Origin of the sequence: Streptomyces sp. CA-106110, assembly GCF_050936285.1 — a bacterium.
In the GTDB taxonomy this organism is placed as follows: Bacteria; Actinomycetota; Actinomycetes; order Streptomycetales; family Streptomycetaceae; genus Streptomyces.
On the sequence record NZ_JBNJNB010000001.1, the window covers coordinates 2627580 to 2653862 of the forward strand.

Annotated in this window: 22 protein-coding genes and 3 pseudogenes; 11 read left to right on the forward strand and 14 right to left on the reverse strand. The window is 67.7% G+C overall.

Going from position 1 to position 26283, the window contains the following annotated elements; genetic code table 11:
* Nucleotides 1-49: 49 nt before the first annotated feature.
* The 5 genes and pseudogenes from ACQEXA_RS12145 to ACQEXA_RS12165 form a co-directional block, all read right to left on the reverse strand.
* Nucleotides 50-289: pseudogene (locus ACQEXA_RS12145) on the reverse strand (3-oxoadipyl-CoA thiolase); the annotation flags it as partial.
* The gene (locus tag ACQEXA_RS12150) at nt 286-1545 is read right to left on the reverse strand and encodes an FAD-dependent monooxygenase (protein WP_433134529.1); all 1260 of its coding nucleotides are present in this window, start codon (nt 1543-1545) and stop codon (nt 286-288) included. The gene ACQEXA_RS12150 and the pseudogene ACQEXA_RS12145, both read right to left, overlap by 4 nt.
* 26 nt (nt 1546-1571) lie before the next feature.
* On the reverse strand, nt 1572-2204 hold the full coding sequence (locus ACQEXA_RS12155; protein ID WP_432934916.1) for a maleylpyruvate isomerase family mycothiol-dependent enzyme: 633 nt from the start codon (nt 2202-2204) through the stop codon (nt 1572-1574).
* Nucleotides 2201-3025, reverse strand: coding sequence for a fumarylacetoacetate hydrolase family protein (locus ACQEXA_RS12160; protein ID WP_433129765.1), 825 nt, complete (start codon nt 3023-3025; stop codon nt 2201-2203). Before ACQEXA_RS12160 ends, ACQEXA_RS12155 begins: the two co-directional genes overlap by 4 nt.
* 2 nt (nt 3026-3027) lie before the next feature.
* The gene (locus ACQEXA_RS12165) at nt 3028-4173 is read right to left on the reverse strand and encodes a cupin domain-containing protein (RefSeq protein ID WP_433134531.1); all 1146 of its coding nucleotides are present in this window, start codon (nt 4171-4173) and stop codon (nt 3028-3030) included.
* A gap of 84 nt (nt 4174-4257) precedes the next feature.
* Between ACQEXA_RS12165 and ACQEXA_RS12170 the strand changes: the two genes are divergently transcribed.
* Together ACQEXA_RS12170 and ACQEXA_RS12175 are read left to right on the forward strand one after the other, a co-directional pair.
* On the forward strand, nt 4258-5031 hold the full coding sequence (locus ACQEXA_RS12170) for an IclR family transcriptional regulator (protein ID WP_432934915.1): 774 nt from the start codon (nt 4258-4260) through the stop codon (nt 5029-5031).
* Between the two features lie 228 nt (nt 5032-5259).
* On the forward strand, nt 5260-6903 hold the full coding sequence (locus ACQEXA_RS12175; RefSeq protein ID WP_433129767.1) for an MFS transporter: 1644 nt from the start codon (nt 5260-5262) through the stop codon (nt 6901-6903).
* 122 nt (nt 6904-7025) lie between these two features.
* Here the strand turns inward: ACQEXA_RS12175 and ACQEXA_RS12180 are convergent, their stop codons facing one another.
* The 6 genes and pseudogenes from ACQEXA_RS12180 to ACQEXA_RS12205 form a co-directional block, all read right to left on the reverse strand.
* Entirely contained in the window at nt 7026-8618 is a 1593-nt protein-coding gene (locus ACQEXA_RS12180; protein ID WP_433129769.1) for an MFS transporter, read from the reverse strand.
* A 184-nt stretch (nt 8619-8802) separates the two neighbouring features.
* Complete coding sequence (locus ACQEXA_RS12185) at nt 8803-9273, reverse strand: MarR family winged helix-turn-helix transcriptional regulator (RefSeq protein WP_433129771.1); 471 nt, start codon at nt 9271-9273, stop codon at nt 8803-8805.
* A 610-nt stretch (nt 9274-9883) separates the two neighbouring features.
* Nucleotides 9884-10246: a DUF488 domain-containing protein gene (locus tag ACQEXA_RS12190; RefSeq protein ID WP_359393111.1), complete on the reverse strand. Its 363-nt coding sequence runs from the start codon at nt 10244-10246 to the stop codon at nt 9884-9886.
* Between the two features lie 515 nt (nt 10247-10761).
* Entirely contained in the window at nt 10762-11769 is a 1008-nt protein-coding gene (locus ACQEXA_RS12195; protein ID WP_432933167.1) for an IS110 family transposase, read from the reverse strand.
* 94 nt (nt 11770-11863) lie between these two features.
* Entirely contained in the window at nt 11864-12061 is a 198-nt protein-coding gene (locus tag ACQEXA_RS12200) for a hypothetical protein (protein WP_433129773.1), read from the reverse strand.
* A 148-nt stretch (nt 12062-12209) separates the two neighbouring features.
* Nucleotides 12210-12514: pseudogene (locus ACQEXA_RS12205) on the reverse strand (transposase); the annotation flags it as partial.
* Nucleotides 12515-13056: 542 nt separating this feature from the next.
* Here ACQEXA_RS12205 and ACQEXA_RS12210 point away from each other — a divergent pair.
* The 3 genes from ACQEXA_RS12210 to ACQEXA_RS12220 all read left to right on the forward strand — a co-directional run bounded on the left by ACQEXA_RS12210 (nt 13057) and on the right by ACQEXA_RS12220 (nt 15951).
* On the forward strand, nt 13057-13884 hold the full coding sequence (locus ACQEXA_RS12210; RefSeq protein WP_433129774.1) for an HARBI1 family protein: 828 nt from the start codon (nt 13057-13059) through the stop codon (nt 13882-13884).
* A gap of 55 nt (nt 13885-13939) precedes the next feature.
* On the forward strand, nt 13940-14317 hold the full coding sequence (locus tag ACQEXA_RS12215) for a hypothetical protein (protein WP_433134533.1): 378 nt from the start codon (nt 13940-13942) through the stop codon (nt 14315-14317).
* Nucleotides 14318-14526: 209 nt separating this feature from the next.
* On the forward strand, nt 14527-15951 hold the full coding sequence (locus tag ACQEXA_RS12220; RefSeq protein ID WP_433129776.1) for a DUF6177 family protein: 1425 nt from the start codon (nt 14527-14529) through the stop codon (nt 15949-15951).
* A 54-nt stretch (nt 15952-16005) separates the two neighbouring features.
* Here ACQEXA_RS12220 and ACQEXA_RS12225 read toward each other — a convergent pair whose 3' ends face one another.
* Entirely contained in the window at nt 16006-16140 is a 135-nt protein-coding gene (locus ACQEXA_RS12225) for a hypothetical protein (protein WP_433129778.1), read from the reverse strand.
* Nucleotides 16141-16276: 136 nt separating this feature from the next.
* Between ACQEXA_RS12225 and ACQEXA_RS12230 the strand changes: the two are divergent.
* Together ACQEXA_RS12230 and ACQEXA_RS12235 are read left to right on the forward strand one after the other, a co-directional pair.
* Nucleotides 16277-16920, forward strand: a pseudogene (locus ACQEXA_RS12230) (helix-turn-helix domain-containing protein).
* A 653-nt stretch (nt 16921-17573) separates the two neighbouring features.
* A complete protein-coding gene (locus tag ACQEXA_RS12235) occupies nt 17574-17810 on the forward strand; it encodes a Smr/MutS family protein (protein WP_432934910.1) in 237 nt (78 codons plus the stop codon).
* A 121-nt stretch (nt 17811-17931) separates the two neighbouring features.
* Here ACQEXA_RS12235 and ACQEXA_RS12240 read toward each other — a convergent pair whose 3' ends face one another.
* Nucleotides 17932-18993 carry a hypothetical protein gene (locus ACQEXA_RS12240; RefSeq protein ID WP_433129780.1) on the reverse strand — a complete coding sequence of 354 codons (1062 nt, stop codon included), beginning with the start codon at nt 18991-18993 and terminating at the stop codon, nt 17932-17934.
* A gap of 551 nt (nt 18994-19544) precedes the next feature.
* Here ACQEXA_RS12240 and ACQEXA_RS12245 point away from each other — a divergent pair.
* Complete coding sequence (locus ACQEXA_RS12245; protein WP_432934907.1) at nt 19545-20498, forward strand: alpha/beta fold hydrolase; 954 nt, start codon at nt 19545-19547, stop codon at nt 20496-20498.
* 663 nt (nt 20499-21161) lie between these two features.
* Here ACQEXA_RS12245 and ACQEXA_RS12250 read toward each other — a convergent pair.
* Nucleotides 21162-21701 (reverse strand): helix-turn-helix domain-containing protein, encoded by a 540-nt coding sequence (locus ACQEXA_RS12250; RefSeq protein ID WP_433129782.1) that lies wholly within the window; start codon nt 21699-21701, stop codon nt 21162-21164.
* A gap of 921 nt (nt 21702-22622) precedes the next feature.
* On the opposite strand from ACQEXA_RS12250, the gene ACQEXA_RS12255 reads away from it, so the two are divergent.
* Genes ACQEXA_RS12255 through ACQEXA_RS12265 form a run of 3 tightly spaced genes read left to right on the forward strand, consistent with a single transcriptional unit; the run spans nt 22623 to nt 26087 of the window.
* Entirely contained in the window at nt 22623-24071 is a 1449-nt protein-coding gene (locus ACQEXA_RS12255) for an amino acid permease (RefSeq protein WP_433129784.1), read from the forward strand.
* 31 nt (nt 24072-24102) lie between these two features.
* Nucleotides 24103-24888 carry a cyclase family protein gene (locus ACQEXA_RS12260; RefSeq protein ID WP_433129785.1) on the forward strand — a complete coding sequence of 262 codons (786 nt, stop codon included), beginning with the start codon at nt 24103-24105 and terminating at the stop codon, nt 24886-24888.
* Nucleotides 24889-24929: 41 nt separating this feature from the next.
* The gene (locus ACQEXA_RS12265) at nt 24930-26087 is read left to right on the forward strand and encodes an aminotransferase class V-fold PLP-dependent enzyme (protein WP_433129787.1); all 1158 of its coding nucleotides are present in this window, start codon (nt 24930-24932) and stop codon (nt 26085-26087) included.
* Nucleotides 26088-26283 lie beyond the last annotated feature (196 nt).

A 26283-nucleotide genomic window follows, 5' to 3' on the forward strand; every position in this document is an offset into this window, starting at 1 on the left:
GGTCAGCCACCGTGATGCCGTACGTCTCCCGCACGCGGACTCCGTCGGGGCCAGGCACGCCCACCGGCAGCCCGGCCAGGAGTACGGCCCACGTTGCGGTTGTCCTCGCCGGCGCCGTTGGCGTTGCCGCACGCCACGTCGTCGATCGCGGCGCGGTCCAGGCCGGGCGCCCGGTCCAGCAGGCCGGTCAGCGCGGTCGCGGCGAGATCGTCGGGGCGCGCCCCGCGAGGGCTCCGTTGAAGCGGCCGAACGGGGTACGGACGGCCGCGTACAGGTAGGTATCGCTCACGCTGCACTGCCTTCCACGACCGTCAGCGAGGCCTCGGCGTCCGCCGAGGACAGCGGGATCGGCGTGAACATGGGCGGCTCCTGGTCCGGCGTCAGCGCGGTCGGGCCGTACAGCCAATCGACGAACGAGTAGTCGTAGGTGTCGCGGGCGCGCAGCAGTGCGTTGCGCTGCTCGCGGGGGACGCCGTCGAGGTGCCACAGCTCGCCCCACGTGCGGGAGGTGCTCAGCACGCGGCGGCAGTGCTCCGGGCGCACCGCCTGGTAGGCGGCGAGGGCGGTGCCCCACTCGACCGTGCCGTCGGCGGCCCGGTTGCGGGCGACGTGCTCGCCCAGCACCCAGCCGTCCTCGATCGCCATGATCGCGCCCTGCGCGATGTACTGCAGCGGCGGGTGCGCGGAGTCACCGAGCAGCGCTATCCGGCCATGGACCCAGTTCATGATCGGGTCACGGTCGAACATCCGCCACCACTTGTCCCGCCACATGAACGGCAGGCCGTCCCGGACGAAGTCGCAGGTCTTGGCGAAGGCGGTGTCGAGCTCGTCGGGCGTGCCCCAGTCCTCCTGCCCGGCCAGCGCCTTGGGCGACTCGAAGACGGCGACCTGGTTGAGCAACTCGCCGCCGCGCAGGCCGTAGTGCACGAAGTGGCAGGCGGCCCCGACGTACACCACGACCTCGCCGAGGTCGACGGACTCCACTCGCGGCAGCTCGGCGGGCACGGTGCCGCGGTAGGCGACGTACGCCGAGGAGACGGGCTCGTCGTCGACGAGCAGCTTGCGGGCGAGGGAGTGCAGCCCGTCGGCCGCGATCACGACGCCGGCCTCGTGCGTCTCGCCGGAGGCGAGGGTCACGCGGGCGCCGCCGTCGGTGTTCTGGTACGAGGTCACCTGCGCGTCGGTGATCAGCTCGACGCCGACGCGCTCGCACGCGCGCAGAAGCAGACCGTGCAGGTCGCTGCGGTGGATGACCAGGTACGGGTAGCCGTGGCGCTTCTCCAGGTCCCGCAGGTCGAGCCGGGTCAGCTCGGCGCCGTCGACGGCATCGCGCATGACCATGGAGTCCGGGACGACGCCGAGGCTCTTGGCTTCCTCGAGCAGGCCGTAGTCGTCGAGGATGCGGGTGCAGTTGGGCGCGAGCTGGATGCCGGCGCCGACCTCGCCGAAGGCTGGGGCGCGCTCCAGCAGGCGGACGCTCTGACCCTGGCGGGTCAGCGAGAACGCGACGCCGAGGCCGCCGATGCCGCCGCCGACGACGATCACATCAGGATGGGACATGACTCAACTCCTCAGAGCCACGGGCCGAGCTCGGGAGCGTCGGCGAGCGAGTGCGGACGACCGGTCAGCCAGGCCGCGACCTCCGGCAGAGGCCCGTCGGGCAGGTCGACCGGTCCGCGCTTCTCGCGGATCTCGTCGACCAGCGCGGTCAGGAAGCCGTCCGGCAGGTCGGCGAAGGTGGTGCCGGTGCCGAAGTCGGCGGCGTGGACGCACACCTCGCGGGCGCGCATCCACGGCAGCTCGGTGGCGGGGACCGTGCGGCCCTGGGCGGTGACGACCCTGTGCTGCCACTGGTCGTCGGTGAGCCCGTCGAGTCCCTCGGCGAGCCGGTGCGCGGAGGCGGTCAGCCAGGAACGCAGCTCGTCGGCCGACAGGCCCGGGCCCTTGGCGATGCCGGCGGCGCGCTCCTCGGCGGAGGCGTACATCGGCGTCTCCTCTCCGGTGGCCGCCCAGTGCACGAGGTTGCACAGGGCGTCGGCGTTGGCGGCGACATGAGCGGCGAGGTGCTTGCGGATCCAGCCGGGCAGCACGCTGTCTGCCGAGAAGCCGGCCTCGTCGAGTTCCGCGACGGCGGCGAGCACCAGCTTCGTGCCCGTGCGGGCCCACACGCGCGCGTCGGCGGAGGTCCGTACGGCGTCCGTCATGCCTCGACCACCTTGTTCGTGCAGGCGCCCAGACCGGAGATCTCGGTGACCACGGTGTTGCCGGGGAGCAGGAAGACCTTCGGGTCGCGGGCGTTGCCCACGCCGGCAGGGGTGCCGGTGGCGATGATGTCGCCGGGGCGCAGGGTGATGACGGTGGAGATGTACCGCACCAGGAACACCGGGTCGAACAGCAGCGTGCCGGTGTCGTCCTGCTGCATGACCTGCCCGTCGACGACCGTCTTCACCTCGAGCGAGGGGCGGACGCCGCCGACCTCGTCGGGGGTGACGACGTAGGGGCCGACCGGGGTGGAGGCTTCCCAGATCTTGCCCTGGGTCCACTCGATGGTGCGGAACTGCCAGTCGCGCACCGAGATGTCGTTCATGACGGTGAAGCCGGCGATCGCGTCGGCGGCCTGCTGCTCGTCGGCGCGGCGCACCGCCTTGCCGATCACGACCGCCAGCTCGACCTCCCAGTCGAGCGCGCCGGTCTCGGTCGGCTTGGCGATGTCGTCGCCGGCGCCGAGAAGGGTGTCGGCGAACTTCGGGAAGAGGGTCGGGTAGTCCGGCAGCTCCCGGCCCATCTCCTTGATGTGGTCGGTGTAGTTGTGCCCGACGCAGATGATCTTGGATGGGTTGGGCACGACCGGCGCGAAGTCGGCGCCCTCGGCGGGGTAGGTGGTGCCGGAGGCGGCGGCCCTGGCCTGCCAGTCGGCCTCGGCGAGCAGCTCGCCCAGGTCGGCGTACCCGAGATCGACCAGGAGGTCACCGTCTAGGCGGACCGCCCTGGTGCCGTCGGCGGTGCGGATGGTGGCGAGCTTCATGGTCAGGCGTCCTTCTGGGTGCGGTTGAGCCGGAGCGCCTCGAAGACGGGCGCGTCGGAGAAGCGGAAGAGGTCGAGGGCTCCCTCGTCGGAGTCGGTCGTGCCGGCCTCGGACCTGGCGGCGAACGGCTCCCAGGACGGGACGACGAACAGGTCGCCGCGGGTCACCGTCCAGGACGTGTCGCCGACGGTCACCACGCCGGAGCCGTCGAAGACCTGGTAGACCGACGAACCGGTCTCGCGCACCGGCGCGGTCTCGGCGCCGCGGGCGATGCGGTGGAACTCGGCGCGGACGGTCGGCAGGACGTCGGAGCCGTCATGGGGGTTGGAGTAGCGCACCGCGGCGTGACCGGGCTCCACGGTGCCGCCAAAGCCCTCCTTCTCCAGCAGGAGCTGGTCGGCCAGGGCGGCGTTGGTGTAGTCCCACTTGTAGGACAGCAGTGGGCTGCCCGGCGTGGGCGGGGCGGCCGCCAGCGGGCGCAGGCCGGGGTGGCCCCACAGGCGCTCGGAGCGCGACCGCTGCGGGGTGATGCGCTCGGCGTCGCTGATCTCGTCGCGGCCGAACTCGAAGAACTGCGCCTCGGTGACGTACTGGAAGGGGATGTCCAGGCCGTCGATCCACGCCATCGGTTCGGAGGTGGCGTTGTGGTGGGCGTGCCAGTTCCAGCCCGCCTGCGGGAGGAAGTCGCCACGGTTCATCGGGACCGGGTCGCCGCCGACGACCGTCCACACGCCCGAGCCCTCGACGACGAAGCGGAAGGCATGCTGGGTGTGCCGGTGCTCCGGGGCGTCCTCACCGGGCATGAGGTATTGGATGGCCGCCCACAGCGTCGGGGTGGCGAACGGCCGTCCGCCGAGGGAGGGGTTGGCCAGCGCGATGGCGCGGCGCTCGCCGCCGCGGCCGACGGGAACCAGGTCGCCGGCCTGGGCCGCCAGCTGCCGCAGCCGCTCCCAGCGCCACAGGTGCGGCACGGCGCGCGAGCGCGGGTGGGCCGGCATCAGGTCGCCGATCTCGGTCCACAGCGGAACGAGCAGTTCCTGTTCGAACCCGCGGTAGAGCTCTTCGAGTGCCGGGGTGACCTCGGGCTGCCCCTCCGCGGCGACAGCCTGGAGCCGGACCGGGGAACCCGTGGCGGTGTCTTGGGTCATGGAGGTCTCAGTCACGGCATCAGCGTGCGCCGCGTCTGGTGAGAGAACATGGAGATTCTGGAGAGCAGAAACAGGGGCCACGCCATGGACAAGCCGCTGAAGACACCGCCGCCCTACCCGATCGCCAGCGTGGACCACGCGCTGCGGGCGGCGACCATCCTGCAGATGGAGGGCGGCGCGACCGTCTCGCAGATCGCCGAGCGGCTGGGCGTCGCCCGGTCCACCGCCCACCGGATCCTGGCGATGCTGGTCTACCGGGACTTCGCCGTGCAGGACGAGGACCGCGTCTACCGCGCGGGACCTGTGCTGGAACTCGCCGCGCACTCCCAGTCCCTGGTCTCGCGGCTGCGCGCGGCGGCCCTGCCCCACCTGCACCGGGTCGTCGACCTGCTAGACGAGACCGCGAACCTGACGGTGCGCACCGGTGACACGGCCCGGTTCATCGCCAGCGTCGAGTGCCGGCAGGCCCTGCGGGTCGGCTCCCGGGAGGGCATGGTGTTCCCGGCGCACCGCACCACAGCGGGACTGCTCCTGCTCGCCGACCTCTCCGACGAGGAACTGGACGAGGTGTACGCCCCCGAGCGTTACCGCGACCGTCCGGCCGACCGACCGGATCTCGCCCGCCTGCGCACGGAGCTGAAACGGCTGCGGCGCAACGGGTTCGCCGTCAACAAAGAACGGTCCGAGCGGGGTCTGGTCGCTGTGGGCGTACCGGTGCGCGACCGGGACGGCACCGCGCTGGCCGGCCTGTCGGTGTCGATGCCCAGTGTGCGCTACGACCCGCACCACCTCCAGTCCCTGGTCACGGCCCTGAATGCCGCGGCCCACGCACTCAAGGAGGACCTGGCGGAGTGCTGAGACTCCCGACTCGTAAGACGGAGCGGATGATTCTGTGGCAGATAGTCCATTGGACTTAGGTTCTGAACATATCATTGACGCGACGTAAAGCGAGTGTCATTCTCCACGGCATCGCGCCGTCTCGCGTCGTGCCCCTCTCCCCCACCGCGTACGCAGAGCCGAGCACTTCCAGCTCTCGAGGCTCCCGCTTCCCGGGTGCCCTTGTTTCCCAGCCAGGGAGAATCAGCAATGACGCTCAACAACGGGACGACGACGTCCCAGGGCCCAACCGCGGGGGCCGCCCGGATGCCGGGCTACGCGGGAACACTGGCTGCCGCCTGCGGCGCGGTCTTCGTGGCCCAGGTCGCGAACGCCCTGCCGGCCTCGCTCCTCGGGCTCTTCCAGGAGGACCTGCACACCCACGGATCCCAACTGACATGGATCACCGCCGCGTTCATGATCGCCGTGGTCTGCTTCGAGTTCACCTTCGGTGTCCTCGGCGACCTCTTCGGACGGCGACGGCTCGTCGTGGCCGGCACGGTCCTGGTCGCCGCGGGCAGTGCCGTGGCCGCGCTCGCACCGAACGTCCAGGTGCTGTGGATCGGCGCCGCCCTGAACGGGCTGGGAGCCGGCGCCATGTTCCCCGGCTCGCTCACCGCGATCACCGCCGTCACCCGCAGCATGCGGGAACGGGCGCACGCGGTGGCGCTCTGGAGCGGCTTCCTGTCCGCCGGCGCCGCCGTCTCACCTCTGCTCGGCGGCATGTTCGCCAGGGTCGGGTCGTGGCGCGGATCCTTCTCGGTGCTCGTCGGACTCGCCCTGGTCAGCATGGTGCTCACCCTGGTGCTGGCCACGGAGTCGAAGGCGCCCGAGGGCCGAAAGTTCGACGTGGCCGGTCAGATCACCTTCGCCATCGGTCTCGTCCTGGTGCTGTACGGCGCCGTCGAGGGGCCCGAGTCGGGCTGGACCACCCTTCCCGTCATGCTCGCCTTCATCTTCGGCATATGCTTCCTCGCCGGGTTCACCGTGGTGGAGCTGGGGGCCGAGTCGCCGATCTTCGACCTGAAGCTGTTCCGCAACCGGGCCTTCACGGTGTCGTCCGTCGTCGCGGTCATCGGCATGCTCGCCTTCCTCGGCGCCTGCTTCGCGATGAGCATGTGGATGGGCCCGGTACAGCATCAGGACCCGATCCGCGTCGCGATCCTGTTCCTGCTCCTCCAGGGACCCGCCTTCCTCCTCATCCCGGTCGTCTCGCGGCTGCTCCACCGGGTCGCCGCGTCCTGGCTGCTGACCTCCGGATTCGTCCTGATGGCGATCGGCTGCCTGCTGTTCACCCGCCTGGATGTCACCGACCCGGGACTCGGCGCGTTCGTCGCGCCCGCCCTGCTGATCGGCATCGGTTTCGCCCTGACCGTCAGCTCGGTGACGGCCGTGGCGCTGAACAGCGTGCCCCTGAACCTGGCGGGCATGGCCAGCGCCACCACCAACATGCTGCGCGACCTCGGCTTCGTCCTCGGTCCCGTCGTCGTCGGCGCGGTCGCCCTCGGCAACGCGGGGGCGGCGTTCGCGACGAACCTGGCCGGCGCGGGCCTGCCGGCCGGTCAAGCGGCGGCGGCACGGGAGATCGCCGGGGCCGGAGGACCCATCGCCGTGAACAGCCTGCCGCCCGGCGCCCCGGGATCAGCGGCGCACGGCCTGGCCCTGGACGCCCTGGGCAGCGGCTTCAGCACCGCGTTCCTGGTCTGCGGCGTGGCGGCCGCCGTCGCGGCGGCCCTGACCGCCTTCGGCATGATCGGAGTCCACCGCCACTCTCCCAAGGACGAGGTGTCCGCACCGCCGGCTCCCGGAAGCGCCGGCAGAGCGGAATCCGCCCCCACCGTCCTCCGCCCCTGAGCTCAGCGACTTCAGGACGTCACCGGGACGATCGACGCGCACGGCCCCGTCTGCCGCACACCGGGACGCGGCAGACGGGGCCGTGTGCCCGGCCTCGGCCCGCCTCTCCGCCCGACCCGCCGTCAGCCGTCGGTGGCAGGGGAGCCGGTGTCGCGGCGCAAGCCCCCGGCGGCTAGGAGAGCACCCACGAGACACAGAACAGCGGTGACGAGAACGGCGGCGTGCACACCGTTCATGAAGGCGTTGCCGCTGCCCTCGACCACGGCGGCCTTCAACTGCGCGGGCATGCCGTCCTTGACCGGCGCGACGCCCATCGCCACGGCGTCCTTCGCCTCCTCGAAGCCATGTGCCGCAGAGGCCAGCAACCCGGCGCCGGCCAACTCGCCGACGAGCGTGGCGGCCACGCGGCTGCTGATCAGCGAGACCAGCACGGACGTGCCGAGGGCACCGCCGATCTGCAGTGCGGTGGACTGCAGGCCGCTCGCCACACCGCCGTCTTTGACGGGCGCGTTGCCGACGATCGCGTCCGAGGACGCCGACATGACCATGCCCACGCCCAGACCGAGCAGCACGAACGTCGGCCACATGGCCGCGTACGAGGAGTGCGCGTCCCACGTCAGCATCCACAGGGACGCCACCACCTCCAGCAGCATGCCCGCGGGCATGGACAGACGTGCACCGAACCGTTCGGTCAGCGCCGCACCCAGCGGTGCCGCGACGACGGAGGCCAGACTCAGCGGCAGGGTGCGCACGCCTACCTCGACGGGAGTCAGGCCCCGGACGTTCTGCAGGTACAGCATCAGGAAGAAGATGACGCCGAGCAGCACGAAGAAGTTGATCGCGGTGACGAGAGTGCCGATGGTCAGCGCCGGGCTGCGGAACAGCCGCATGGGCAGCAGCGGGTGCCGAACACGGGTCTCGTACCAGCCGAAGAGCGCCAGCAAGACCAGTCCGGCGGCGAGGGAGCACAGCGTTCCCCTCGAGATCCAGCCCCAGCTGTCGCCCTTGATCACACCGAAGACCACGGCCACCAGGCCGAGCGCCAGCAGGATCACGCCGGGGAAGTCGAAGCGGTGGCGGCCCGTGGCGTCCCTGCTCTCCGGCAGTACGAACGCGCTGAAGACCAGGGTCGCGACACCGATGGGCGCGTTGATGTAGAACACGGACTCCCAGTTGACGTGCTCGACCAGCAGGCCGCCGACGATCGGTCCGAGCGCGGTCGAGCAGGAGGCCACCATCGCCCACAGGCCTACCGCCGTACCGAACTTCTCCGGCGGGAAGACCGCACGCAGCAGGCCGAGCGTGTTGGGGATCAGCAGCGCGGCGCAGAGTCCCTGCAGCGCGCGGAAGACGATCACGCCTTCGACGGAGCCGATCAGGCCGATCATGACGGAGGTCACGACGAAGCCCGCGACTCCGGTCGTGTAGTACGTACGCCGCCCGAACCGGTCACCCAGCTTGCCGCCCAGGATCAGGGCGGCGGCCATGGCGATGAGGTAGGAGTTGGTGACCCACTGCAGGTCGGCGGTGGACGCGTGCAGGGCCCGGCCGATCTCCGGGTTCGCGATCGAGACCACGGACCCGTCGAGGTTGACCATGAAGAGACCGATCGCGACAGCGATCAGCGTCAGCCACGGATTGGAGCGCGGGCCAAGCTCAGTGCCCAGTCGCGACGGAGTGGGCAGGGTTGAGTGGTCCACGGGGGTGGAGGGCATGCAGGTGCCTTGTCTGTGGTGAGAACGTCGACAAGTCGACGAGATGGATCAAGGACTTCGGCACAGGCGGAGATACGGCGGCGTGCGGCCACCGACGGGGGAAGCGCGGCGGGGCAACGGCGCCGTCAACGTGCGGGCTGCGCACGGGACCGGACGCTCGCGCCGGAGAACCGGTGCCGGAGGGTCAGTCGGCGGAGTAGAAGCGCCGGTTCAACGCCAGCAGCGCGCCACAGGCCGAACCGAGGGCATCCTGCTCCCCGTCGGTGAGGGTCTCCAGCAGACGCGCCATGTGGGCTTCCTTCAGCCCTCGCGCCTCCGCGAGTCTCTCCGCGGCCAGGGCCGTGGGGTGCAGATGAGCGACCCGCTTGTCGACGGCATCCCGCCTGCGCTCCAGCAGCCCCAGCTCGGTGAGGTGGGCAACGAGGGCGCTGACGTTGTTCGGCTTCATCAGCAGGGCGTCCGCCGCGTCACGGACCGTGATGCCCGGGTGCTCCTCCACGAGCCGCAGCAGAGTGAGCTGCCCCTCCGGCAGCGTCGGGTGAGAGAAGTCCCGGACCATCCGCCGCTCGAGCGCCCTGTTCAGCGTAGGCAGAATCGCCACGAGGACCGAGGCCACGTGGTCGTTCTGCCGGCTGGAGGCGCTGGAGTCGAGCACAGACCCACCATAGGTACGCCCATATACCTATGTCAACATAGGTAATCGCCTCAGTCAGGCACAGCAGTCGGGAGCGGCCGACGGTGTTCACCTGGAACCGCTCGACACGGGTGACGGCTCATCAGAACGAGCGTCAAGACAGCAGGCAGTCGTCCGTGCTGAGAGGAGTCGGAACTCACCCGTCAGCCGGCACGGCCCCGAGGAAGGCCGGGTTCGGACAGCGTTCGCGAGATACGGCGCGCTTCACGTCGTGCAACGAACACCACCTATGTCACACGCTGCGCGAGTACGAACGGCACTACAACGAGCACCGCACCCACAGATCACTGCATGCCGCGGCCCCACTCCGCTCCCTGCCCCAACCGATCGCCGAATCAGATCACATCACCCACCTCGACGTACGACGACACGACCGGCTCGGCGGCATCGTCCACGAGTACCAACACGCCGTTTGACCAGCGCGGAATCATTCTCGGCACGCACAGCCCGCGACCAGCCTGTGGCAAGGAGAGTGCAGCCCACGCCGACGGTGCACGCGACACGCGCTTACCCGCACCCGTCGACGATCGAAATCAACGGCTTGCCGTCCTTGTGGACCCTCGTGTATACGTCACCGTTTCTTGGTCAGCCACTCAGCCAGGACAGCTGCCTGGCTGTGATCCACGTCCTTGGTGGCGGTCAACAGCAAGAGCTTGTCATGCGCCGCCAGGTCACGCAGATGCTCGGCCGCCTCACGGTGCCCCGCGTCGCGCAGTTCCGCCACATAGCGACGACGGAATTCGGGGAAGCGACTGGTCTCATGGCCGTACCACTTGCGTAGTTCGCTCGACGGGGCGACATCACGTAGCCACTCATCCAGATGCGCGTCCTCCTTGCGCATGCCCCGTGGCCACACCCGGTCGACAAGTACGCGCTTCCCGTCCTGCGGCGAGGTCTCCTCGTAGACTCTGCGGCAGGTGATCTGTTTGACCATAAGAGTGCCCTCCAGATCGGTCGGCCGACCTGGCCGCGCGGGCGGACAGATCTGCCTCCGCGGCGAAGCGGATGTTTCCCGACCCGCCCATTTTATCGAAGGCTGGTCCTGCGAACCGGGTCAAGATTCCCCCACCCATGAGGGCCGGGCCTGTCAAGCATAGAAGTGGCCCCGGCCTGCGGCTTTTTGTTCTTCGCCGAGGCGCTTTCCTTGTGGGTCTTCCTCGTGCTCGTCTGGCAGGCGGCTGCCGTGCAGAGCCCTGAGTCGGAGGCGAGGTAGCGTCACCAATATTCAGAGATTTGGTCGTGACGCCCCCGATGCGCTGATGGCCTTGGCGGAGTGAGCTCACATCCACCCATTCAGCGTCTGGCCGTGCGGGCCGGCGCCATGACCGTGGTTCGGGGGATCCGGGCTGCTCAGTCAGGTCATCGAGCACGGGCGACAGCCCGTCTCATGGGCAAATGCGAGCTCACCCGGGGTCTGCGACCGCCCCTGGCGGTTGTCGTCGGCTGGTGTCATCGAGTCCTCTGCCGGTCGGGTGGGGCCTGGACTGCGCGCAGCAGATGGTAGGCGCGGGCCAACAGGCGGCGGGCGATCGCGGTGGTGGCGATCTTCTTGCCCCGGCGCCGGGCGAGGCGCTGGTAGGAGGCGGCGAACTCCGGCGACCGCTTGGCGGTCTGGGCGGCTTCACACAAGATCCACCGCAGCCAGTCCGAACCCTGTTTGGAGATGTGGCCGTGCCGGACAGTCATGTCCGAGCCGCGGACCGTCGGGGTGAGCCCCGCCCACGCGGTGAGCTTGCGGGCGGAGGGGAAACGGCTGATGTCACCGATCTCGGCAACGATGATCAGGGCGGTGAGCGTACCCACCCCCGGCAGCTGGGTGAGGGATTTGACCCGCGGATCACCACGGGCGTGCGCGACCAGCTGCTGGTCCAGGGCGTCGATCGGCTCTTTGAGCGCGTCCATCAGGACCAGAAGATCGTCGACCACGCGGTGCGAGGCGTCCGGCAGGTCCAAGCCGTCGAGCCAGACCCGTCCCGGAGCGGTGAAGTAGCCGCCCGGCCGGTCGCAGCCGTAGTCCGCCAGGACGGCATGGACACGGTTGCGTAGCAGCGTGCGCAGACGCACTAGCTGGCAGCGGTGACGCAGCAGAGCCCGTTGCTGGCGCACATCCAGCGGGGCGATCCACGCCTCCGGCAGCAGATCCGCACGGAGCAGTTGGGCAAGGGTCGCCGCGTCGACCTTGTCGTTCTTCAGCCGCGCGGAGGCGATGGCCTTGCACCGCAGCGGGTGCACCAGGTGCGGCTCGAAGCCGTAGTCCTCCAGCAGTTCCACCAGCCAGCCCCAGCCGTAAGCGGCCTCGAAGGCCACCGGGGCTCCGATCGGAAGATCCCCGATCACCGAGAGCACCGTCTCGACCCCGTTGGGCACGTTCCGATTCACCTGCACCGCGCCATCGTGATCAACGACCGCGATCTGTGAGCGCTTGCGGTGCACGTCGATGCCGACGTAGACCGACATTGAGGGCCTCCTTTCCGAGCACGTATGGGACCCGGAACCAGAATCCACCGGGCTGTGCAGGGAAGGGGGCCCGGCCCTCATAGAGTCAGGTCAGTCACCACAATCCTCCAGTGAGGGCGGCGGCCGGCACGGCGTATTGACGAGGAGCACGGTATGTCCGGCAGACGTCCTCCAGCGGAGTCACACGACCTGCCCGCACGGACGTGACGGTCGTGCGCTGCGCCCCGATGATCGCTGCGCAGTCCGGGCGGCTGTGGTGGCGTTCACCCTTGTCGGCGATGTAGACGGTCATGAATGTTCCCCCTGCTGGAGTCTCGCAGCGAGGTTGAGGTAAGTGCGTAGGCGGGGTTGTTGTCGAGCTGGCGACGACGTCGGTTGTGCCGCTGGGTGGCGCGCGGGTCGGAGTGACTGACGGCATCTTGGACGTCTTACTGATCATTTCAAAATGAGGTTCCGAGTCGCCTCAAGCAGATGATGCTGCAGGCGAGTTGGAGCAGACTGTGGTGGAGGACGGCGCGTATCTCGTAGCGGATCCGGAGTCGTTTGAACTGGTGGAGCCAGGCGACGGTCCGCTCGACGACCCAGCGGGTCTTGCCCAGGCCGGATCCGTGAGCTGTGCCTTTGCGGCGATCTTCGGTGTGATGCCGCGGGCCCTCAGGCGATGGCGGTACTTGACGTAGTCGTAGCCGCGGTTGGCGAACAGCCGGCGAGGCCAGTCAGGTGGCCGCCCGCGAATCCCGCGGACCAGGCTTCGCGGATTCCGGTCAAGGCCGCCTCCGAGCCACAAACCATCGCATGTCAGCCACACATCGTTGCACTCCCGGACCCTGGACAGCGCATACTTGAGTTGATCAGCACACCATGCTCCGAGGCAATACCTGTTCTCGCCATGGGCGGTGGAGGCTTCTGCGCGAGCCCACGGTCAAGGGCCACGGTCAACCGCCAGCGCGTCAGCTCTCTCTCGCCACCTGGCGCCAGACACACATTCCAGCCACCGTGCCGTGACGGTACGTTGCGCCCGCAACACGTCACACGAGAACATGTTCGACGAACCGTGGGACGAAACGTGGTATCAAAGGCGCACCAGGTGACGATGGCAAGGGAACCCAATCTCCAAGGCTGGATCGAGGAGGGACGCCGCAACATCATTGAGCCTTTCCCGGTAACCGACGGTCGCTGAGGGTGATCGCCTCCGGGAGTTTCGTGGTGCACTCCCAACTCCGGGCAGGCGTAAGGCCCCTGGTAGGAACGATCTTGCGACAGAAAGATCCGACCGAGGGGCCTCACGTGCCGACCAGTGTCACATACACCGCCGTGCTCGATGTCCGGCGCTCCACCGCCGAGCACCTGGCCCGGCTCCTGCGAAGCCATCGAACCGAGGTCGGCACCCGCCGCGGGCGCCGCGCCCTGGGCTGCTTCAAGCAGGCCGTGCTGATCCTGCGCTGGTTCATCGACGGCACCCGTCTGTCCCAACTCGCCCGCGACAACGCCCTGTCCACGTCCACCGCCTACCGATACCTGCACGAAGGACTGACGGTCCTGGCGGCCGGGGCACCGGACCTGGCCACCGCGCTGGAACGGGCGAAGGCGGCCGGCCTGACCCATCTCAATCTGGACGGCACGGTCATCCGCACCGACCGCGTCGCCGCCCCGGGGCCCAACGGGGCAGACCTCTGGTGGTCGGGCAAGCACAAGCATCACGGCGGCAACGTGCAGGTCATCTCCGCCCCGGACGGCTGGCCGATCTGGGTCTCGCCGGTGCGGCCCGGCCGCGAGCACGACACTACCTGCGCCCGCCACCACGGGCTCGTCGATGCTCTGAACCGGCTCGCCGACCAACTGGGCACACTGACCCTGGTCGACCTCGGCTACGAGAACGCCGGAGACGGCTTCCGTCACCCGGTCAAGAAGCCCGCGGGCGGTGAACTCACCGAAGCCCAGCAGACCTTCAACAGGGTCATCCGAGGCATCCACGGGATGTGCGAACGCGCGAATGCCCTGCTTAAGACCACTTTCAAGGCCCTGCGGCGGGTCAGCCTCGATCCCAGCCGCATCACCCAGATCGCCGCCGCGGCCCTCGTCCTGCTCCAGCTCGAATACGACCGCACCATCTGAACGATCACACACAGACATGAGGGCTTACCGGGAAACGCTCATTGACGTGGCGGACATGCTCGGGGTGCCTCCCGAGGTCTACACGCGGGACCCGATGAGCCTCATTCCGGCTCTCCAGGATTACGTTTCCCGTGCCCCACTCGCCGAATTTGAGCAGTCCGACTGGATTACCCTACACGCCGACTTGATGTCCTACGTTGCCGACTACCTCATTCACAAGCACGGTGCGCGATGGAGTGTCGCAGATGATCCCACCGCGCCACGTGGCTACCGCTTTGTCATCGAGGCAACAGGTCGCGACGGGCAGACTCACCAGATCGACCCCGCCGATGTAGTGAGAAAGGAATTCTCCAGCCTCCCGATCGAGATCACGCGGATGCTGGCCAGCGCGGAACTCACCTTGCACTTGGCCTCGCCGGCCGACGGCGTATGACGCAGCCCGTCGCCCGCAGCCGAAGCGTCTCCTCAGGAGCGCCGCCGACTTCTTTCACGCAGCAATACAGGTGCCCGACGGCCCGGGTGAGGGCATCCACGCCCGTTCTCCCGTAATCACCGACGACAGCACGCTGGTACGCCCAGCCGTGCCGACCGGACCTGCCCATCCCCAACGCCCTCGCGCCGAACAGACGTCGGAGCCCACGCGTGACCAAAGACGTCATTGCCCTCACCCCGAAGATGCCGGACACCCGCTCCCTGCTCGCCGGCCTCTTCGCAGGCGGACCCAACCTGGGCCTCACCGCCACCGGCGACGGCGCCATCCTCCAGCTGTGCACCCACCACGGCCGTCCACTCGTCTCCGTCGAGGCCCCCATCCTCATCCACGTATCAGGCGAAGCCGAACGCCTCCTCGGTGCCTCCGTGTCCGCGCCCCCGCTGCCCTACTGGTGGACGGAGACCCGCGCCTCAACAGCCTTGCCAGAAGCGGAACACCTTGCGAACTCGGTGTGCGGACGCCTGACGACGCTGCTGGGCGGAGCGGTGTGGCCGCGCGGTGCAGCCACGACGCGCATGGTGACCGCCTCTGGAGACCCGTCCCCCTTTGACACGGAGGACAGCGTCGCCGCAGCTGCGCCCGGCGCCCCTGCAGTCGACGTCCTGACCGAGTCGACGGTCGTCGTTCTCTCCGATCGCCCCGTGGCCGCATTCACCACCTGGCTCTCCGAGGTGCTCCGCACTGCGAGTGCCCAGAACCGCGCCCTGCATCTGGTCACGCCTGCCGATGTCCGTCTCACGCTCCCCCTGCACAGGCCTCTGGCGGTCCCACCCAACCGATGGGTGATCCAAGATCCGGCGGGCGGCTACTACGACGGCCTGTCCGGCGTCCGACTCGCCTGGCGCAACGGCACCTTCACCCCGACTGGCACCACGGTCGCCGACGCCTTCACCAAGCACTCCGCACCCACGCCAGAACGCCAACTGACCATCGCCTTCCGCACCATCCACGTCCCCGACGCCGATCTGGTCCTCGGCCGTAGCCTGGAAACAGCCTGGCGACACCTGACAGGCCGTCCACCAGTCGGCTGGGGCACCGCAGAACCGGTCAACCTACCCTGGTCACCGAGACAGTTGACGAACCTGGCCCGCGACCGCTCCCCCACACCGACCCACCTCGTAGCCGTCGGCGATCCAGACCGCCCGGCCATTGCCACACTCCGCACGACGCGCACGACGGCCAGCGTCGCCCAGGACATCACACTCACACTGGGATACCCCTCCGCCACGGACGTACTACTGGACGCCATCGAGCCCCTCGCCGCCACGCTCGCCAACGAGCACAACCTCACGACGATGCTCACCACACTGCGAGCAGCCGGTTCCGACCTCACCCTGCCCCCGCGTCTGGAGGCCCCTCCCGTCCCAGTCTCCTTCACCCTCGGCGAACGCGATGTACGCGCCGCCGGCCTCACCCACGCCCGCCACCCACCCCTCGCCCTGCACCCCCGACCGCTCGGCCCCCACACGCGCCCGGCGCTGCATTACCCGCTGGGCGACGGCACCAACAGCGACGCATGGACAACCCTCCAGAAACTCACCTCCCACCTCAAGGAAGCCTCGGGAGCAACGTGAAGCAGTCCTCAATAGCCCATGCCTGTATGGGGGGAAGGGGCGACGGACTTCAGCTCACTCCGACACCGTGGTGAGGTCGGCGCCGAGTTCCTGGGCAAAGGCCTCGATCTCGGCCAGGGCCGCGCGAAGATCCACAGCCACGGACCGGTCCCATGCCGAAAAATCATCCGCCCCGGAGGGAGCCGGCATGCGGGGTGTCAACCCTGGTCGCTTGCGCCGGAGCTCTCGCGCGGCTGGCGATCGCCGCGACAAGATGATCAGCCGTGCTGCTGCGACTGCCTGTCTGGGTCTGACAAACGCCTTCGCCGTACTGCGCCTGCTGCCAATGAGCGACCGGGAGAAGGACGTCGAGATCCTAACCCTACGCATCTCGACCCAGCGCCCGGGACGACCGCGGGCCGTGCGCTACATCCGCGCCCTCGTACTGCGTCTCGCGCAGGAGAGTCCCGGCTGGGGGTATCGGCGCGTCCATGGTGAGCTGCTGGTCCTCGGGATGAAGGTGGCCGCCTCCACCGTATGGGGAATCTTGCGGGAGGCCGGGAGCGACCTGGCGCCCGAGCGCAGCGACAGCACGTGGGCCGACTTCCTGCGCTCGCAGGCCGACGCCCCTGTTGACATGCGACTTCTTCGAGTCGATCACCGTGACTGGAGCGCGGCTGTACGTATTCGCGGTGATCGAGCACACCACTCGGGCGGATCCGCATCCTGGCCGCAGCCGCCCACCCGTCCGCGGCCTGGGTGGTGCAGGCCGCGAAGAATCTCGTCATGGACCTCGAGGACGCCGACTGCCCGGCGCCATTCCTGATCCGGGACCGGGACGGGAAGTTCCCCGCCCTGTTCGACGGCATCCTCGCCGATGCGGGGATCGAGGTCGTGCCGATCGTCGACCCGGAGCAGGTCGCCCGTCTCGGCGTACGACGACGCGATCGCCTCGGCGGCATCCTTCGCGGATACGAACATGCCGCGTGACCTACGCGGACGGGATTAGCGGCAAGACCACCGCTCTACGGAGCCCGGGGCATCACCATCAGCTCCGAAGCAAAGAGGACCCCAACCCTAAGGCCGAGGCCCTCGTCAGCGAATCGTCACTCCGTGTGCCCGAGGGGGGACTTGATCATTAACGATACCGTCGTGGTCGCGCAAGGACGACTGGAGCTGCAAGACCCGCGAGGTGGTCTCAAGGTCTCCTTGTGAAAACGGGCGCCTGTCCTGGCCGTGACCATTCCGATGTCTGGCAGCAGAACCCGCCCTCGCTCGCCGCCTGGCTCAACGCCCAGCTGACCGGCATCGGCTGGTGGGAGGAAGAGTCATGCGGGCCAACGCACCGCGGACCTGGAACCCTGGCCGTTGGCAACCCAGCGGTCGGGGGCACAAGAGCCGCCCTACGGTACAGCCGCACTCGCCCACGGGCGAAGGCCTCGTCCAGCCCAGCGTGCGCCGTTCGCAACAGGGCTGCCGCAGGTTCACCCGCACGCCGACACGCTTCCGCCGCACCACCGGAAGTCCGCAACCCCCAGGGTGGGACAGGGTCGAAAAGACAAAGTACGCTGCCACTGCACGGCTCACGGAGACCCGGCTGCGGCCGGTGACCGAGCGCATCGGAGGCGATTGCCCTGCTCACGTTGGATCTGCACCCGATCTTCCGCAACAACCGCGACATCGACGTCGCGCTGCGCCAGACCCTGTTCAAGGCCGCCGCTACTGGGGTCGACGTCGTGCAGATCATCCCAGGCAAGGGGACGGGCCAGCTGAAGAAGCGGGTGCTGGCCGTGCTGGCGCAGAAGCACATCAAGAAGCTCTACGTCCGCGTGGAGACCGACGCGACCAACGCCGGCCGGGTCCTGGTCCACCTTCGATGACTCTGCCGGCGGACGCGACGGGCACCGTGCAATGTCATCCATGCAGCTCGAGTTGGGCCCTACCGCCAAGCCCTGCCCTTCAGGGACGGGCAAGTTGACGATGGAAAGTCCTCGTTGAGAATCAGGACGCCACCGCGCGGTAGAAGAACATCTCTCGAGTCTCAGGCGCGGAGTCCCATCCCTGCGCGAAGGCGAGTGTGCCGTTCAGACTGGTAAGCCCTCCCCAGGCCAGGGAGCCACCTCGGTTGAGGGCTCGCTGAGTGAAGGGTGAATCTCTGGAAAATAGGGCCTGTGCGGCGGCGAAATCGCCGTTCTCGTCGCTGTAGAAGAAGTCCAGGACCAGATCGTGCGACTCGTCGTGCTCGGTGACGGCGCAGGCGACCTCGTAGAGCGTGCCGCCGAGTTCGGTCAGGTCAAGGTAATTCTGCGGCTCGAAGGTCCAGTTGATCATGTCGGTTGACCGGCCCACGTAGCGAATTCCGTTACAGCCCTCCGACATGTACATGAGGTACTGTCCGTCGATCTTCACGGCCTCACCGTTCGGATTGCGAGGGATGACCGCGCCTTTCGCCCACAGCCTGGAGACTTCGTACGGCACGGCAAGGCCGAGTTTCTCCCAGTGCAGTAGGTCGTCCGACACAGCTACGTTGATATCGCACCCCAGTGTCTCCACCGGGTATCCGGGCGACGGGTATTCCGATTGCTCTTGGGAGCCGGCGGCTGCCCAGATTCCGTTGTAAAACATGAAGTAGCGACCCTCGGCCGCGTAGACCTTTGGGTCTTCACAACTCAGCAGCTCGTTGTCCCTGGTTGGGAAGATGATGGGGTTGTCTGCGTAATCCGTCCACCCTGATCCGTCGTTGATTGCAAGCCCGATTCGGCTCGCGGTCGATTCTTTCCGCGGCGAGGCACGGTAGAAAAGGTGGAGCGACGAGTCCGTGACGATCACAGACGGATTGAATATCGAACTCGAGGTCCAGCCGATTCCGGTCGGATCATTCCACTGGCCGGTAGGGCGAAATGTGAGCGAATCATCCTTCGTAAACGGCCCCAGCACCCATGCGGGCCGAGAGCTGTAATTGGACGAGAACTGATCCGTCGAGATCACGGCGGTCAGCGGGTTATCGAAGGTGAGTGCGTCGGAATAGGCTGCCGCGAGTTCCTTCGGCGAGAGTGGAATCATGATCCGATCTTCCTGTAAGGAACGGGCCTTGAGGAGACGGTACTCCAGTGGTTCATCGTTCGCAGGAACGCGATGGGAACCAGACGACGTCGTCCCGAACTGGGATTTGCGCGACTGACACGGCGGCTGTAGTGCGTGATCTGTAGTGTGCCGCCGCTTGTCAGCGGAGGCGGGGTGGCCGCGGGTACCGACACGGCCGATCTAGAAAATCGCCAAGTCCAGGGGGACCGAGCACAGCCTCCCGATCTCCACCCGAAGGTCAAGATCACCTCACACTCACCGCCAAGGCGCCAAAACGCTCTGCGGCTGTGAACGTCAGCGCCGTGGCGTACCTCACGTCAGAGGGGGCGCGGCCAGCCTCCAGGTCACGCAAAGCCGCAGGTCACATCGGCGCTTCGGGCAGGTTCGGTGCGGGCGTCACCAGTGCGTCCTGTGACGTGGCCAACTTCAATAAATCGATTTGTCGATTTAGATTCCTCCAGCGCATATGCGTTACGGGCACGTTGACCGACGTGCCGCCCAGGGGCCCTTCGCCCTGGAGAGGAGCCGCTATGCCAGGCGTCCCCCCGCAGCGTGGCGAGTCCACGCGGCTGCGTGCGATCCACAAGCCCGCCCCACGGCAGTACCGGGTCGTGCACGGCCACCGCTGGGCCTTCCGCATGGCGGGCAAAGGTCCGGCTGTACTGCTGATCCATGGCATCGGTGACTCGTCCGACACCTGGGCCAACCTGATCCCAGAGCTGGCCCGGCACCACACGGTCATCGCCCCGGACCTGTTGGGCCACGGTGCCTCCGACAAGCCACGCGGCGACTACTCAGTCCCCGCCTACGCCAACGGCATGCGGGACCTGCTGGGAGTGCTGGACATCGACAAGGTGACGCTTGTCGGGCACTCCCTCGGCGGTGGTGTGGCCATGCAGTTCACATACCAATTCCCAGACCGGACCGAGCGGCTGGCGCTGGTGAGCACCGGCGGTGTGGGCCGCGCTGTCACTCCGGCGCTGCGCCTGGCCTCGCTGCCTGGGGCCCATCTGGCTCTGGCCTCGCTGCGGCTTCCGACGGTACGGACGCAGACTGCCATCGTGATCCGGCTGCTGCAGCTGCTCGATACCGGGCTCGGCGTGGACGCCCCGGATCTGCTGCGACTGGTGGACGCGCTGCCCGACTCGGCCTCCCGCGATGCGTTCATCCGCACGCTGCGCGCGGTGGTCGACTGGCGCGGTCAGGTGGTGACCATGCTCGACCGCTGCTATCTCACCGCCGGAATGCCGACCCTGCTGGTCTGGGGATCACGCGACCAGGTGGTGCCCGCCCGGCACGCCGAGATGGCGCACGCGGCCATGCCCGGCAGCCGCCTGGAGATCTTCGAAGACTCGGGACACTTTCCGTTCCACACAGATCCGCAACGCTTCCTGGCCGTGCTGGAGAGCTTCATCGCGACGACCGAGCCGGTCAGCCGAAGTGCGGACGAATGGCGAGACCTGCTGCGCTCCGAAGGGCGCTGACACAAGGGCGGCGCCGACATCCGACGGCATCCCATGTCGTGGTGCAACCGATCAAGGATCGGTGTGCGCGAGCGTTTCGGACGGGTAGCGGCGAGGGAAGGGCGTGAGGCGCCGGACGGGGGCTCGATCGATTCGCTCCAGGGGAATCAACGACTCCCAACGCCCCGAAAGCCACAGGCGAATAATCGGCTACATCATCCCGTGGGACGCCACCCTCAGCCGACCAGGGCTACCTCACGCCTCACCGCCGCCATCGCCCCCTTCTGCGACCGATTCGGCCCCGGACAACCTCCGCTTCGGTGCCGTTTCGGCCTCTGTGGCCGCCGATTCGGCTTCTGTTCTGTGCTGGCTTCGGCTGCTGGTCCAGCCCGACACCATGCTGCGATGGCACCGCGACACCAGGCAGCGCCACGCCCGTACCCGTCGCCCGCGCTGCGGCCTTCGTGCGCTCCCAAGCCGCTGGGCGCGGCCCTGCATTACCCAGCGATCTTCACTCGTTCGGGTCAACGTTCTTGGAATGGGCCCGCAATCGGACCCCCTGTCCCTCCCCGTCGGCAGGCCGCCCGCCGGCGGTCTGCGGTGTGCGTTCTACGGCCGGGTGTCGACCGAGGACCATCAGGACCCGGACACGTCACGAGCTCGGGCGCCACGCGCGAGCCCGGGTCAGTAGCTCGGTGGCGTGATCGCGATGAGGAACGACACCGCCGCGTCGGTCATGTTGAGGTAGCGGTGGGGGAGGCGAGAGTCGAAGTAGCAACTGTCACTGGCGTGCAGCTCGTAGCGTTCATCGGCCACCTCGACGATGAGTGTGCCGCTGAGTACCACGGCGCACTCCTCGGACGGATGCGACCACGGCTCCTGCGAGGTGGCGCCCCAAGGGCCGAGCGTGCCCTCGAGTAGTTCAAGCCGCCCCTGGCCGGGAGAGACTCGGGCGTAGGTCGTGTGGCTGTGTGGCGAGCGGATGAGCATTCGGTCGTCGCGGCGGACGACGGCGACCGCGTCGTTGTCGCGGTCTCGTAGCAGGCTGAAGACGGGGACGTCGAGCGCCTTGGCCAGCCGCCGCAGGGTTTCGAGACTGGGGTCGGTGCGGTCGCGTTCAACCTGGCTGAGCATCGCGGCAGACAGACCGGTCGCCTCTGCCAGGTCCTTCAACGTCATGTTCCGGGTCTGCCGTAGCTCGCGTAGTCCTTCACCGATGCGCATCCCGTTACCGCCTCAATCGCCCGATTTAATCTGGACTAAAACTAGATGACGCCGATGGATGCCCGCAACGTGCGTCGGCCGCGTCCGGCGCCGAGACCAGGGGCGTGTTTGTCAATCGCCGGCTCGAGGAACGGTGGCTTGTCGGGCGAACGGCTTCGGCGGTGACCAGCCTCTTCGCGGGGTCTTGCAGCCGGTGCTCGCCACTCGACCGCCAGGAGGCTGCGATCGCCGCCACGCAGGTCGACTTTCCGCCTCGCCGAGTAGATCGCTCAGTACCCAGCAGGACTTCACAGGTGCGGCCGTGGTCGGACACGTGGGTTCCGTGGCGGTCTGTGGCTCAGTGTGTGCGTGACCGGAGTGAGCGTGTCAGGTGGTGTCCCTCGCGCCCTCGGCACAGCCGGCTGCACTTCCGCGGCGACACACCCGGACACATCAGGAGTGATCCGCAACAAGAACTTCCTATGGCGCATGTATGGCGAGCGTCGAAAAAACGCTAGACAGATCACTACAGCTTAACTAATCTGCCCACAGTTAATCTGAGCTAGTCGATCTCTGGTTGGGTAGTCTCCGGTCTCAGGGGTGCAGCATGATCGCTGGAGTCGTCCCCGTGGAACGCGATGTCACCGTCCGGCACCAGCTCGCCCACGCCGCCTCGAGTAGGGACTTGCCGGCGGCGCAGGCTATGCGGGGGCGCCGGCTCAACGCCTGGTTCGGTTGGCTCCAGGTGGGCTGTCATCGGTATTCGTTCGCCGTGGACACCGGGCTCCAGGACTCGGAGGGGCAAGGACCGTAGCCACTCGGCTTCCTCCGACCGGTGGGCGATGCGTCCGCCGCGCACGTACTGTCGCCGCTCCGGGCGTCAGCTTTCGGAAATTCCTAGCCGCCGGCCCATTTCGCATCCTCATGAGAGGTGTGCATTCGATGACAACACCGCCAACGAGTACGCCGTCCGAGAAGGGCGCGTTGACGCGCGGACTCAGTCACCGCCAAGCCACGATGATCGGCATCGGCGGCGCGATCGGAACCGGTCTCTTCCTCGGCTCGACGCTCGCGATCAGCTCGGCCGGGCCCGCCGTGATCATCAGTTATCTCATCGGTGCGGGCATCGCGCTGATTGTTGCCTGGGCTCTCGCGGAGATGACCGTGGTCCATCCCACCCGGGGTTCCTTCGGAGCTATCGGGCAAAGCTACCTGGGGCCGTGGGCCGGATTCGTCATCCGCTGGACCTATTGGATTGCTCAGATCGTCGCTGTGGGCGGAGAGGTGATCGCCGCCGGGACGTACGTGCAGTATTGGTGGCCGTCGATCCCGCTGTGGGTACCGGTCGTCGTGTTCTCCGCACTGCTGCTCATTGTGAATGCGACGGCGGTCAAGTTCTTCGGCGAGTTCGAGTTCTGGTTCGCGTCGATCAAGGTCACCGCGATCGGGCTGTTCGTCCTGCTCGGCATCGCATACCTCACGGTCGGCCTCCCGGGCCACTCTGCGGTGGGCGTACACCAGTTGACTGCGAATGGCGGCTTCCTGCCGAACGGGCTCACCGGAGTCTGGCTGTCGATGCTTATCGTCATCTTCAGCTTCTACGGTATCGAGGTGATCTCGGTGACTGCGCCAGAGACGAAGGAGCCGGAGCGGACGGTGCCCCACGCGATCCGTTCGATGCTGCTCCGTCTGACGCTGTTCTACATCGCATCGATCACGATTATCGTCGCAGTCGTTCCGTGGAACGCGAAGTCAACGGCACACGGCATCCTGGCGAGCCCGTTCGTAAGGATCTTCGACGTCGCGGGCATCCCGGCCGCGGCATCGGTGATGAACTTCGTCGTGCTCACCGCGGCGCTTTCCAGCATGAACACCAACCTCTATCTCACTACCCGCATGGCACACTCTCTCTCCCATGACGGCTATGCGCCGGCGGTTCTCGGACGGACGACGAAGACAGGCTCGCCGCGCAACGCCCTCGTGATCTCCGCACTCGGTCTGGCCCTCGCCGCGTACCTGTCGGTGGCCTCACCAGGCAAGGCGTACTTCGCACTCTTCGGTATCTCGATCTTCGGCGGCATCGCGGTCTGGATTCTCATCCTGGCGACACTCGTCGCATTCCGCCGGATCCGGGAGCAACGCGGCATGGCGCAGTCGCCAGTTCGGCTGCCAGGCGGCATGGCCACCCCCGTCATCGGGATAGTGCTGCTCATCGGCATCCTGCTCGCCTGCTTCAAGCTCGGACTCGCCATCGCTTGGGAAGCGGGTGTGCCCTACCTCGCGGTCATCTCCGTGGTCTACGCGATCGTCGCCAGACGGCGTGCCGGTGGCGCGGAGACCCGCCCGCTACTCGCCCACAGTGCTGACGTGCCGCTAGCCGAACGCAAGTGAATCCCGTCCGACCCCGACGCTAGGAGTGGCCATGGCCGCTGACACACTCTCATCCCTGATCGGCGCACTGACTGGCGGATCGGTGCACATCGTGGACCTCACCCAGCCGCTCAGCGAGCAGACCCCGCTGTTGCAGTTGCCCGAGCCCTTCGCGAACACCCCCGGCCTGCGTAGGCATGAGATCAGTAACTTCGACGACCGCGGACCTGCTTGGTCCTGGTCCTGGCTGGAGATCGGCGAGCATGTCGGCACGCACTTCGACGCGCCGAACCATTGGATCACCGGCCGGGACGGCGAGGACCTCGCGGCCGTGCCACCGCACCGCCTGGTCGGTCCTGCGGTCGTCATCGACAAGTCGGCCGAAGCCACCAAGAACCCCGACTACCTGCTCACGGTCGACGAAGTGAAGGAATTCGAGGCTGAACACGGTCCTTTGCCCGAGGGTGGCTGGCTGCTGCTGCGCACCGGGTGGGACGCGTATGCGGCGGATCAGGCCGCCTTCCTCAACGCCTCGGAAACCGGACCGCACACGCCGGGCTTCGACGCCGAGTGTGCACGCTGGCTCGCGCACGAGACCGCGATCACCGGGGTCGGGGTCGAAACCGTCGGCACCGACGCGGGCCAGGCATATCGCTTCGAACCCGCTTTCCCAATGCACAACTTCCTCCTGGGCTCGGGCAAGTACGGCCTCACCCAGCTTGCGAACCTTGCCGCACTCCCCGCCACAGGAGCCGTGCTGATCGCCGCCCCATTGAAGCTCGTCGGCGGTACCGGCAGCCCCACCCGCGTTCTCGCCCTCGCCCCAGGCACAGAGTGAACACGCCACCGTACGAACTGAAAACGACGAAGAGGAGTCCCGTGCTCCAGGAGACCCTACCCGACCGCCTCCGGCACCGATTTCCGGTGCTCGACCGGCTCACCTACCTCAACAGCTGTTCGCAGGGTGCGCTGTCCGACGCGGTCCGCACGGCATACAACGACTACCTGGCCAGCCTCGAACGCGAAGGCTCGGCGTGGGACCACTGGGTGGCGTGCACCGAGCGTCTACGCGCGGCGTATGCCCGGCTGCTGAACGTCGACGCCGACGAGATCGCAGTGACCACGTCCACGTCGGCCGGACTGAACGCGCTCGCGTCCGCGATGGACTTCACAGGACCACGCGACACCATCGTCGCGACCGACCTGGAGTTCCCGACAGTCGGGCAGATCTGGCACGCACACGAGCGGCATGGCGCACGCATCGTGCACGTGCCCGCGGAGCCGGACAACACAATGTCCCTCGAACGACTCGCCTCCGCGATCGACGAGCGCACGGCCCTTGTCTCGGTGACGCACGTCTGCTTCCGCAACGGCAGCAGACTCGACCTGGAGGCGATCACCCGCATCGCTCACGAACGGGGAGCGCTCGTACTCGTCGATGCTTACCAGTCGGCCGGCGCGTTGCCGATCGACGCCCGTGCACTGGGCGTGGACTTCGTGGTCGGCGGAGCACTGAAATATCTCTTGGCGTCGCCCGGTGTCGCCTATCTCTATGCCAACAGCGCCACGACGTCACACCTTGTACCGCTCGCGACGGGCTGGTTCGCCGATAGCGACGTATTCGCGATGCGAATCGACCGTTATGCCCCGTCCCGCTCGGCGCGACGCTTTGAAGCGGGCACACCGCCGATCCCCGCAGTCTATGCCGCATATGCCGGGGTTGAACTCATGCTCGAAATCGGCGTCGAAGCGACCGCAGCTCACGTCGAGAGACTCAACTCGTGGCTGATCGACGAGCTGGAAACCATGGGCACCCACGTCGTCACCCCCAAGTCCCCGGCCTGCCGTGGCCCCCTCGTCGCGGTACGTTCCGTCGACGCCGAGGCGCTCGTCGCGCGGCTCTCGAAGGACGGCATCGTCACATCCTCGCGCGATAACAACCTGCGCATAGCGGCACACTGCTACAACACGACCGACGACATCGAACGCCTGCTTACGAGCCTGCGCCGAAACGTCGATCTGATGCGTGCCAACTGACTTGTACCGAACGCGTGCTCAGCCGGCTGACGCCCCACGCACTAACGGGTCGTCGGACACGGCGGGCCCTGCTGGGTCCGGTAGGGCCGAGGCGTTGAGCGCCGACCTGGTCGGAAGCGACCCTTACGACGGAGACTGTGGATCGACCCACGCGCCCTGTGGTGGCCATTGGCCACGGCAGAGGGGCAAGCGGGAC